Annotated in this window: 11 protein-coding genes and 1 pseudogene; 4 read left to right on the top strand and 8 right to left on the bottom strand. The window is 61.2% G+C overall.

The features are described from left to right. Positions 1–357 precede the first annotated feature (357 nt). Positions 358–454, top strand: a pseudogene (locus B0G73_RS41695) (peptide transporter); the annotation flags it as partial. Between the two features lie 90 nt (positions 455–544). Here B0G73_RS41695 and B0G73_RS38815 read toward each other — a convergent pair. The 4 genes from B0G73_RS38815 to kynB all read right to left on the bottom strand — a co-directional run bounded on the left by B0G73_RS38815 (position 545) and on the right by kynB (position 4,155). Further along, positions 545–832 (bottom strand): hypothetical protein, encoded by a 288-nt coding sequence (locus B0G73_RS38815; protein WP_106286320.1) that lies wholly within the window; start codon positions 830–832, stop codon positions 545–547. A gap of 433 nt (positions 833–1,265) precedes the next feature. Further along, a complete protein-coding gene (kynA, locus tag B0G73_RS38810; RefSeq protein WP_106286319.1) occupies positions 1,266–2,198 on the bottom strand; it encodes a tryptophan 2,3-dioxygenase in 933 nt (310 codons plus the stop codon). Positions 2,199–2,208: 10 nt separating this feature from the next. Beyond that, the gene (gene kynU, locus B0G73_RS38805) at positions 2,209–3,459 is read right to left on the bottom strand and encodes a kynureninase (protein WP_106286318.1); all 1,251 of its coding nucleotides are present in this window, start codon (positions 3,457–3,459) and stop codon (positions 2,209–2,211) included. A 33-nt stretch (positions 3,460–3,492) separates the two neighbouring features. Beyond that, positions 3,493–4,155, bottom strand: coding sequence for an arylformamidase (kynB, locus tag B0G73_RS38800; protein ID WP_106286317.1), 663 nt, complete (start codon positions 4,153–4,155; stop codon positions 3,493–3,495). A 130-nt stretch (positions 4,156–4,285) separates the two neighbouring features. Between kynB and B0G73_RS38795 the strand changes: the two genes are divergently transcribed. Beyond that, a complete protein-coding gene (locus B0G73_RS38795) occupies positions 4,286–4,801 on the top strand; it encodes an Lrp/AsnC family transcriptional regulator (RefSeq protein ID WP_012434188.1) in 516 nt (171 codons plus the stop codon). Between the two features lie 130 nt (positions 4,802–4,931). On the opposite strand, the gene B0G73_RS38790 is transcribed toward B0G73_RS38795, so the two are convergent. Continuing rightward, positions 4,932–5,441: a flavin reductase family protein gene (locus B0G73_RS38790; protein ID WP_106286316.1), complete on the bottom strand. Its 510-nt coding sequence runs from the start codon at positions 5,439–5,441 to the stop codon at positions 4,932–4,934. A gap of 257 nt (positions 5,442–5,698) precedes the next feature. Between B0G73_RS38790 and msrA the strand changes: the two genes are divergently transcribed. Then, the gene (gene msrA, locus B0G73_RS38785) at positions 5,699–6,247 is read left to right on the top strand and encodes a peptide-methionine (S)-S-oxide reductase MsrA (RefSeq protein WP_106286315.1); all 549 of its coding nucleotides are present in this window, start codon (positions 5,699–5,701) and stop codon (positions 6,245–6,247) included. Between the two features lie 27 nt (positions 6,248–6,274). On the opposite strand, the gene B0G73_RS38780 is transcribed toward msrA, so the two are convergent. From B0G73_RS38780 to pdxH, 3 genes are all read right to left on the bottom strand, one after another. Next, complete coding sequence (locus B0G73_RS38780; RefSeq protein ID WP_106286314.1) at positions 6,275–7,690, bottom strand: DUF72 domain-containing protein; 1,416 nt, start codon at positions 7,688–7,690, stop codon at positions 6,275–6,277. Between the two features lie 72 nt (positions 7,691–7,762). Next, positions 7,763–8,977, bottom strand: coding sequence for a cyclopropane-fatty-acyl-phospholipid synthase family protein (locus B0G73_RS38775; RefSeq protein WP_106286313.1), 1,215 nt, complete (start codon positions 8,975–8,977; stop codon positions 7,763–7,765). A gap of 141 nt (positions 8,978–9,118) precedes the next feature. After that, positions 9,119–9,760, bottom strand: a complete 642-nt coding sequence (pdxH, locus tag B0G73_RS38770) for a pyridoxamine 5'-phosphate oxidase (RefSeq protein ID WP_106286312.1) — start codon at positions 9,758–9,760, stop codon at positions 9,119–9,121. A gap of 226 nt (positions 9,761–9,986) precedes the next feature. Between pdxH and tcdA the strand changes: the two genes are divergently transcribed. Then, complete coding sequence (gene tcdA, locus B0G73_RS38765; RefSeq protein ID WP_106286311.1) at positions 9,987–10,844, top strand: tRNA cyclic N6-threonylcarbamoyladenosine(37) synthase TcdA; 858 nt, start codon at positions 9,987–9,989, stop codon at positions 10,842–10,844. The last annotated feature ends 53 nt before the right edge of the window (positions 10,845–10,897 follow it).

Raw genomic sequence — 10,897 nt, 5'->3', positions numbered from 1 at the left:
CCCGTAGCGCCAGGGTTCGGCCATCAGACGTTCAACGCTTTCCGGTGAAAGCGCCACGCCGGGCATGGGCAGATCGAAGCGGGCGCGCTCCATCACGTCGCGTCCCCTGCACATCGGTGCATGATTCCGGAGGCGCGCGCACGCAGGCAGGCGGGCCTCTGATCGTGAGGAGAGAGCAGGTGTGGGTTCATGCCCTGATTATTCAGGGCGTCCGATTCCGATGTCTATGGGACGCTCTCAGACGAATACTCTTTCTATCCCGATCTGACTCATAAAAGTTGCCAGGAAACGTCCGAATGATTTCAGGATGGCGGCGCAGTTCGAAAAAGCGGCGGGGTGCTGGCGAAGTTGGCCGGCCTCTCCTATGACCTGTTCGCTGACACGCCGATATGAGCCGTCAGGCTTTCCGACCGCGCACGTGACGGTCGGATTCCAGTTGACGGCACAGTTCTGAATGTCAATGTGAGTGCTTGACCGGCGACGCTCTGTGCGCGACCCGCGCACTCCGCAAACTTCTGCCGTTACGTCGCGGTCATTCAGGTGTTCATTGCCTGTCGCTACCAGCGAGAACGCTACCATCGCCGGCGTTCGCCTCGCTGCTATACCGTTCGGCGGCATCGGCGAGCGCGGTCGCCAGTTTCGTGAAGTCCGCCTGCCGCTTCTCCCCGGTCGCAAGGTACGTTTGCGCCGTTCTCGCGAGTGCGGCCAGATAGCCGAATTGTTTCGAGTGCGTTTTGCTCAATGCGGCGGCTTCCTGTGCGGTCTTTTCAACCGTGATCTGCGTACGGGCGCGGCGCGGTTTACTGGATGATGCGTGAACCGATCTGGTCATGGTGCGATTTCCGGGGTGTTCCTGAATCGCCCACGAGATCAATCCAGGGCCCAGCCCACGTTCGAAACGAGCGCCGTTATGTGGTATCGCCGAGGCGAAGCCGACGGCCCCACCGCACACAGAAAAGCCCGAGGGTTTTGATCCGACCGTTCCGGCGAGCGCGGAGCGCGAGGCGGGAAGAATGAGCGCTTTGTCACAGACTTGGAATGTGCGAGAACACAGATTCCAGATGCACCACTACCGCAACTGTGCGGGGAGCCCGCTTAAGAACTAGCGGTGTGAGCCGCTTTCTCTTGCCTACTTCTCTTTGCGGCGGCAAAGAGAAGTAGGTGCCGCCCCGCACAGGGGCAACGCTAATAGACGACGAACAAACCAAGGAAAGGCCAAAACCCTTAGCATCACAGACAAACCCAGCCACCGCGCAAAAAAACCACTACAACACAGTCCTCACATGCCAAAGCTCCGGAAACAAAACCACATCCAACATCTTCCGAAGATAAGTAGCCCCACTAGTCCCCCCAGTCCCTTGCTTAAACCCAATAATCCGTTCAACAGTAGTCACATGCCTAAACCGCCACTGCCGAAAGGCATCTTCAAGATCAACAAGTTCCTCAGCCATCTCATACAGCTCCCAATGTTGAGAAGGATTCCGATAAACCTCCAACCATGCCGCTTCAACAGAAGCATCATGCACAGTAGGCTGAGTCCAATCCCGCTCCAACCTGGAGGCTGAGATAGGAAACCCGCGCCGAGCGAGCAACCGAACAACCTCATCATAAAAAGAAGGCGCTTCCAACGAACCCTTAACCTCGGCCAAAACATCAGCCCGATGCGCATGCGGCTTCAGCATCTGCTCATTCTTATTCCCGAGCAAAAACTCAATCTGCCGATACTGATAAGACTGAAACCCGGAAGAACTCCCCAAATAAGGCCGCATAGCCGTGTACTCAGACGGCGTCATAGTCGCAAGAACACTCCAGGCCTGCACGAGCTGCTCCATGATCCGCGACACGCGCGCGAGCATCTTGAAGGCCGGCGGCAACTCATCCCGATGCACGGCCTGCAGCGCCGCCCGTAACTCATACAAAGCAAGCTTCATCCACAACTCGCTCGTCTGATGCTGAATGATGAACAGCATCTCATTGTGATCCGGCGATAGCGGATGCTGCGCATCCAGCACCGTCCCCAACGACAGATAATCGCCGTAGCTCATCGAGTCCGAAAAGTCGAGCTGCGCATCATGCCAGCCATCGCCCGAATCGGCGGCCGGGGAAGCCACGTTAGAAGCAACTGCCCCATGCCCGAACGGACATCCCTGCGCCGGTTTCTCTTCCGGCAGCCCCGGTGTTTGCATATGATCGGTCATTGCGCGCTCCTCAGGTCACTGCGCCGCGTGCGGCGAATTCAGGTGCCCGCCAGGTTTCCTTCACGAGCACCTCGCGCAACGTTTCCACTGCATCCCACACATCGACAAAACGCGTGTACAACGGCGTAAAACCAAACCGCAGCACATGCGGCTCACGATAATCGCCAATCACCCCACGCGCGATCAGCGCCTGCATCACCTCATAACCCTGCGGATGCTCGAAGCTCGCATGCGAGCCGCGCTGCGCATGCTCACGCGGCGTGACGAGCTTCAACGGAAATTCGCTGCAACGCGCCTCGACCAGTTCGATGAAAAGATCGGTCAACGCCAGCGACTTCTTGCGCACCGCCTGCATATCGGTTTGCAAAAACACATCGAGCCCGCATTCGACGAGCGACATTGACACCATCGGCTGCGTGCCGCACAAAAACCGGCCGATGCCGTCATCCGGTTGATACGCCGGATCCATCTTGAACGGCGCGCGATGTCCCCACCATCCTGACAGCGGCTGCGCAAATTCATTTTGATGATGCGTGGGCACCCACACGAACGCGGGCGAACCCGGCCCGCCGTTCAAATACTTATACGTGCAGCCCACCGCATAGTCCGCGCCGACGCCGTTCAGATCGACCGGCACCGCGCCCGCCGAATGCGCCAGGTCCCACAGTGCGAGCGCGCCTTTATCGTGGATCAGCCTGGTGAGCGCGGCCATGTCATGCATGTAACCGGTGCGGTAGTTCACGTGCGTGATCATCGCGATGGCGGTGTCGTCGCCGATCGCGGCAGGCAGTTCGGCAGGATCGTCGACGAGACGCAGTTCATAACCGCGATCGAGTTGCTCGATCAAACCTTGCGCGATGTACAGATCTGTCGGGAAATTCGAGCGCTCGGAGACGATCACGCGACGCCTGGGATCGCGCGCATTCGCTACGCGCACGGCCGCCGACAGCAGCTTGAACAGATTGATCGAAATCGTATCGGTGACGACCACTTCGTTTTCGGCCGCGCCGATCAACGGCGCAAGCTTGTTGCCGAGGCGGCGCGGCAGTTCGAACCAGCCGGCGGTGTTCCAGCTACGAATCAGGCCTTCGCCCCATTCGGCGCCGATCACGGTCTGCGCGCGCTGCGCGGCGGCCGCGGGCGGCACGCCCAGCGAATTGCCGTCCAGATAGATGGTGGTCGGCGAAAGCGCGAACTGGTCGCGCAGCGTCGCCAGCGGGTCGGCGCTGTCGAGCGCCAGTGCTTCGTCACGGTGGTTCATGGTGATTCCGTCAGTCAGATCAGGGATGTTCGTTCAATGGGAAGCGGGCCGAAAATCGGGCGCAGACTCGGGCAGCGCGCGCAGAACCGCGCGCACGGGACTCGCATCGAGCGTGGTCAGCTTGAGCGGCAGCGCAATCAGTTCGTAGTCGCCGGGCGGGACGTCGTCGAGCACGATGCCTTCGAGAATTGCCATGCGATGCGCGCGGATCCGGTGGTGAGCATCCATCGTCTTCGATTCCTGCGGATCGAGCGATGGCGTGTCGATGCCGATCAGCTTCACGCCGCGCGCCGCCAGCAGATCGATGGTGTCCGGCGCGACCGCGCAGAACGCGCTGTCCCACGCGCTGGTGGGCGCGATTCTGTAAGTGCGCAGTAAGACTCGCGGCGGCAGGTCGTCGAGCGAGCCGGCCAGGTGTTGTGGCGTCACAACAGGCGATGCGCCGATGCAATGAATCACGCGGCATCGGCCGAGGTAGGCGTCGAGGGGGACGTGGCCAATTGCGGCGCCTTCGGCGTCATAGTGCAGCGGCGCGTCGGTGTGCGCGCCGGTGTGCGGCGACAGCGTCAGCCGCGCGACATTGACGGGCGAGCCCGCCTCCATGCGCCACACGCGCTCGATGCCCACCGGCGTGTCGCCGGGCCAGACGGGCGTGGCGGTATCGACGGCGGGGGTGATGTCCCAAAGTGTTGGCATAGTCGCATCGGCGGTTTGTGTCTATCCGGGAATGATAGGTGGCCTGCCGCGAAATGTGATTGCGAAAAAATCTCCTTCTGCGCCGTGTCTTGGAACATAATTTGATTCAAACGGGAAAGGGAGACCGAATATGAACGCGATCTCGCTCGACGCCACCGATTGCCGTATCTTGACGGTGCTTCAGCAAGAAGGACGGATCAGCAATCTCGACCTCGCGGAGCGCATTTCGCTCTCGCCGTCAGCCTGTCTACGACGCCTGCGCCTGCTCGAAGAGCAGGGCGTCATCGAACATTACCGCGCATGTCTCAATCGCGAAGTGCTGGGTTTCGAACTGGAAGCGTTCGTGCAGGTGTCCATGCGCAACGACCAGGAGAACTGGCACGAACGCTTTGCGGAAGCGGTGCGCGACTGGCCGGAAGTGGTCGGCGCGTTCGTCGTGACCGGCGAGACCCACTATCTGCTGCGAGTCCTCGCGCACAACCTCAAACATTACTCGGACTTCGTGCTGCAGCGTCTCTACAAGGCGCCGGGTGTGATGGATATTCGTTCGAATATCGTGCTGCAGACGCTCAAGGAAGATTCAGGCGTGCCGGTTTCGCTGGTGAAGAAAACCGGCGGACATAGCGCTGCGCATAACGATCGCTGAGTGAGTGACCAGGCGGCGGCGCCGTCGTGGGGCGCAGCGATTTTTTTATTCTCGCGGTGAGCGCCGCGCGCCGCCTGTCATTGCCAGATCGCCCGAACCGTTCGCGCCGCCTCGCGACCCGGTTCAGCGTTCAAAGCGGCGCGAGTCCGTGAAATAAGCCGTTCTGAAATACCAGCGGGGACATCTCCGCGGCATTTTCGTGCACGCCGCAGCGCTCCACTTCGCCGACAAAAATCACGTGGTCGCCTTCTTCGTAGCGGCTGCGGTTATGGCATTCGAACCAGGCGAGCGCGCCGTCGAGCACCGGCATGCCGGTGTCGCCTTCCGCGTGCGACACGCCTTCGAAGCGATCGCCCTTCACGGTCGCAAAACGCTTGCACAGATCGAGTTGCGACGAAGCCAGCACATTGACCACGTAGTGGCTGTTGGCGCGGAACACCGGCATCGACGCCGAGCGCGTGGCCAGACTCCACAACACCAGTGGCGGGTTGAGCGAAACCGAATTAAATGAGCTGGCCGTGATGCCGATCAACTGGCCGGACGCCGCTCGCGTTGTAATAACGGTGACGCCGGTGGCAAATTGGCTGAGCGCCTGTTTGAAGGCGTTCTGGTCGAAGTTGGGCGGGCTGGCGCGCTTCATCGGGCGCCGGTCCCTGGCGCAAACTGGGGGAGCGCCGGGCCGAACCCATCTCGCGTGCGGCTGGAAACAAATGATTCGAAAGTCATAGTGAAAATCGTCGATTTATCCCAATTTTAACTGCAATCGTGGGGGATCGGCCGCGACCCCCGCCGGTGAATGAAAAAGCCGCTAAGCTGGAAAGCTCGGATAGTGGCATGAGCGTTGCGTCGAACAGTGGAACGGCAGCGGCCGACTATGTGTTTCAAGGAGCAAGCAGCATGAGTCAAACAGGCGAAGTCGCCACCTTGGGTGGCGGGTGTTTCTGGTGCCTCGAAGCGGTGTACCTTGGCGTCGACGGCGTGAACGCGGTGGAGTCGGGCTACGCGGGTGGCAAGACGCAGCGTCCAACTTATGAGCAGGTGTGCGACGGCGAAACCGGCCACGCTGAAGTCGTCAAAGTCGACTTCGATCCGGCGAAGATCAGCTATCGCGAGATTCTCGATATCTTCTTTGCGATTCACGATCCGACGCAGTTGAACCGGCAGGGGAATGACGTGGGCACGCAATATCGCTCGGTGGTCTTCACGCATTCCGACGCGCAGCGGGAAACGGCGTTGCAGGCCATTCGCGAGATCGGCGAACAGCGCGTTTACGACGGCCAGATCGTCACGCAAGTGCTACCGCTCGACGGTAATTATTGGCCTGCCGAAGCCTATCACCAGAACTATTTTGCGCAGCACCCGGATCAGGGGTACTGCTCGTTCGTGGTGGCGCCGAAGGTGGCAAAGTTTCGTCAGAAGTTTGCTCACCGGATCAGGGCCAGCTAACGGCATGAGCGGCTGCTTGCGCGTGACTCAGGCGTCGGAGTCGGGCGGCTGCTCGTTCTCTTCAGACGGCGATGGCTCATGGTCGTCTTGCTCATGCTCATGCTCATGAGCGAGCCGTGCATACGCTTCGATGATCGCTCGCGCCAGCTCCACACAACTGAGCGGTGCCGAGCCTTCCGCCTTATTGTTGATCGCGATCACCACCGGCTGGCCTGCCAGCGCGTAGCGCGCGGCCAGTTCGGCGAGTGACGCGCGGGTCGCCGGATCCTCATCGACCAACTGGTTGAACGGCTCGTACTTGGCCTTCGCCTGTTCGTATTTGAAGCCGCCGTGCAGGCTCCAGCGCACGATCAGCGGCCCGGCCGGTTCACCATCCAGTAACGCAAGCGCCGCAGCCTGGCGCAATGGATCAGGCATGCGCGCGTGAATCCCGACGCAATAGCGCACGCCCGCCGCTTTGAGCGTACGGATGAAGCGCGGTGTGAGCAGACTCCCATCACGGATTTCGATCGCGTAGCAGGCGCTGTCCGGCAGCTTCGGCAGCGCGCTGAAAAATTCGGCCAGCCGTTCGATGAACACCGCAGGCTGCGCGAGCATCTGATCCGGCAGCGGCGAAAGCTGGAACACCAGCGCGCCGGCCTTGGCGCCGAGCCCTTCGAGACACGGCGTGACGAAATCGTCGATCGCCATTTGCGCGTTCAGAAAGCACGGATTCATCGAGACCGGCTCGCCGCGTTCGGCGCGCACTGTGGCATCGGTGATCGTCATCGGCGCTTTGACGATGAAACGGAAGTGCTCGGGCACTTGCTGCGCGTAACGCAAATACTCGGTGACCGTGAGCGCCTGATAAAACGACCGGTCGATGCTGACCGTCTTCAGCAGCGGATGCGCGCCGTAAGCCGTGAGACCTTCGCGTGAGAGCTTGCTGTTGCTGTAATCGTCGCCGTAGACGATGCCGTTCCAGCCCGGAAACGACCACGTCGAAGTGCCGAGATGGACTTGCGGCGGTAGTTGCGCTGCAAGCGCGAGGAGTTCGGGCGAGGGCGGGGCGGCAATGATTTCGCGAGTGCGGCGCCTTTTGGGGGCGGTCGCGTCTGAGGGGGCAGTGCTGGCTTCCGGCGCGGTGATGGCGGCATCAGGCGCTGCCGCTTCATCTTCCTGCCACAAGGAGCCGAGGCTTGCGGCCTTCGTCGCGCGCGGTTGACGCCGGCGCGCGGGCTGCGCTGCGGTGGCTGTGTCAGCGGGCGGAGTTGGCCGTTCTACCTTTTGCAGAACGTCCGCATCTGAGCCGGCCGTCCCACGCGATACCTTCACCTCGCCATCGCCCTTCGCCGCTGCGGCGTCCACCGGCATCCCGAACAGGTCGAACTGTACAGCTTCGCCGTCGGCGCCGTTTTCGCCCTCGACCGGATGGTCAACTTCGCTTGTCCCGCGTGGGTCCATCGGTGTTCGACCTGCTGTTCAAAGGTTTGCGCCACGTCGCCCGCTCATGCACGGCGCCGCGGCGCAACCCTATCACAGCGGTTTGTCGTACATATAGCGGCGCGACCACGGCAGGGTTTTCGCGCTGCGGCCGGCTTTGCGGCACACCACCTGGTAAATCGAGACGTCGTCGTTTTCAAACGCGTAGGCGCAACCAGCGAGGTACACGCGCCAGATGCGGAATTTCTCGTCGTCGACGAGCTTGCGGGCTTCCTCCGCATGCGCTTCGAAATTTTCCGCCCAGATGTCCAGCGTGTGCGCATAGTGACGGCGCAGGCTTTCGACGTCAACCGCTTCGAGCCCGCCGCGCTGCATCGATTCGAGCGCGAGACTGATGTGCGGCAGCTCCCCGTCCGGAAACACATAACGGTCGATGAATTCGCCGCCGCCGAGCGCGGTCTCGCCACTTTCCGAATCGCTCGACGTAATGCCGTGATTCATGGCGATGCCGTCGTCGGTCAGCAGGTCGCGAATCTTCTCGAAGTAGCCCGGCAGATTCTTGCGGCCCACGTGCTCGAACATGCCGACGCTTGTGATCCGATCAAATTGCCCTTCGACGTCACGGTAATCCTGCAGACGAATCTCGATCTGGCCTTCGAGACCCGCCGCTTTCACACGCGCCGTGGCGAGATCGAACTGGTTCTGCGAAAGCGTCACGCCCACACACTGCGCGCCGAACTTCTGCGCCGCACGCAGAACGAGCGCGCCCCAGCCGCAGCCGATATCGAGCAGACGCTGCCCCGGTTGCAACTGGATCTTGGTGAGGATGTGGTCGATTTTCTTGATCTGCGCGGCGGCGAGGTCTTCGTCGCCGTTCTCGAAGTACGCGCACGAGTACACCATGTTCTCGTCGAGCCACAGCTTGTAGAACTCGTTCGAGACGTCGTAGTGATACTGGATCGCCTTCTTGTCCGACGCCTTCGAATGATTGAAGTAGCGTCGCACGCGCGCCAGCTTGCCCGCGCTGGTGACGGTATTGCGCGCCAGCTGATAGCCGATATTGATGATGTCCGACAGCTTGCCTTCGATGTCGATCTTGCCCTTCACGTACGCCTCGCCGAGATTGTCGAGGCTCGGTTCGAGCAGATAGGGCAGCGCCGTGGCGCTTTTGACGTGTAGCGTGACCTGAGGCGCGGCGAACTGCCCGAAGTCGTGTTGCTGACCGTCCCACAGCACGAGGCGTGCGGGAACGTTAGCTCTCGTTTTTACCTCTTCCACCCACTGCGCCAGCTTCTTCTCCCAGAACATGTGATCTCTCCGTGTCCGTTGAATTAGAGCAAAGCCTGTGTGGATCGCAGCCCCGTGCAGCGCGACTCCCATGCCGCGAGTTGCCATCCGGCCGCCGCGCGCTGCTGCGTTGGCAACGTGGTGGCGGCGTTGTATTTCGATTCAAGGCGATAGGCGGGAGATTTGCCAGTCGCTGTGTTCGCCTGAACGCGTATAGAGCAAGCGGTCGTGAAGACGCGACGGCCGGCCCTGCCAGAATTCGATTGCTTCGGGCACCAAACGATAACCGCCCCAATGCGGTGGGCGCGGTGGCTGGTCGCCGTATTGCAAACTGATTTCGCGTTCGCGTGTTTCGAGCTGCGAGCGGCTTTCAATTGGCTGACTCTGATTCGATGCCCATGCACCGATGCGTGAACCGAGCGGGCGCGACGCGAAATACGCGTCGCTTTCTTCCGCGCTGGTTTTGACGATGTGGCCTTCCACGCGCACCTGGCGTTCGAGTTCGATCCAGTAGAACAGCAGGCTGGCGTAAGGATTGGCCGCCAGTTCGCGGCCTTTACGGCTTTCGTAATTGGTGAAGAACACGAAACCCCGCTCGTCGACGCCCTTGATCAGGACGATGCGCGCCGACGGCCGGCCGCGCGAGTCGACCGTGGCCAGCGTCATGGTATTCGGTTCGGGCAGTTTGGCGTCGACCGCTTGTTGAAACCACGTATCGAATTGACGAAACGGGTTACGGTCTACATCGGCAACGTCCAAAGAACCCAGCGAATAGTTTTTTCGAAGTTCGGCGAGTGAGGTCATGTTCTTATGCGAACGCTACAGTTCAATCAGTATAGCTAAGCCGCTAATTTTTTGCCCGCAACCACATCAAGGTCCCGCGCGGCGCGCGCATGCGTGCCGGCGTATGTGGCTACCGTGCCGCGCTTTTCGCGGCGATGCACTTTGACGCCTTCAGGCAAAATACGGGGTTGCGTACGCCCTTGCGTCGCCACTTCGTGTTTTTGCCTGACCACCGAGCCCTGCCATCATGTCCAGCACCACCGCGCAAACCGATCTTACTACCAGCCTCGACGGGAAAGAAACCGCTGACCGTGAGCGGCGCTTCGGCGGCATCGCGCGTTTGTACGGCGCGCCGGCGCTCGCCGCGTTCGAAGGCGCGCACGTCGCGGTGATCGGCATCGGCGGAGTGGGGTCGTGGGTGGCCGAAGCGCTGGCGCGCAGCGCGGTCGGCACGCTGACGCTGATCGATCTCGACAACGTCGCCGAGAGCAACACTAACCGGCAGATCCACGCGCTCGACGGCAACTACGGAAAACCGAAGGTCGAGGCCATGGCCGAACGCATCGCGGCGATCAATCCGTTTTGCGACGTGCGCCTGATCGAGGACTTCGTCGAGCCGGACAACTTCGACGCGACGCTCGGTGGCGGCTTCGACTACGTGATCGATGCGATCGACAGCGTGCGTACCAAGACCGCGTTGATCGCATGGTGCGTGGAGAAGAAGCAACCGTTGATCACGGTCGGCGGCGCGGGTGGCCAGCTCGACCCGACACGCATTCGCATCGACGATCTCGCGCTGACGATACAGGATCCGTTGCTGTCGAAAGTGCGCGGACAACTGCGCAAACAGCACGGTTTCCCGCGTGGACCGAAAGCGAAGTTCAAGGTAAGCGCTGTGTATTCCGACGAACCGTTGATCTACCCGGAAGCCGCCGTCTGCGATATCGACGAGGAGGCCGAGCACGTCACCACATCGCCGGGCCATACGGGGCCGGTTGGTTTGAACTGCGCGGGATTCGGTTCGAGCGTGTGCGTGACGGCGAGCTTCGGATTTGCGGCCGCCGCGCATGTGCTGCGGGCGTTGGCGAAGCAGGCTACGGCTTGAGGTGATTCATACCGCGACGAGTGCCACGGCGCATTCAGGCGCGGCTGGCGGCG

The sequence above is a fragment of the Paraburkholderia sp. BL25I1N1 genome (genome assembly GCF_003002025.1).
GTDB lineage: Bacteria > Pseudomonadota > Gammaproteobacteria > Burkholderiales > Burkholderiaceae > Paraburkholderia.
Note: the sequence above shows the minus strand (reverse complement) of the source record. Positions and strands in the feature narration are given on the sequence as shown.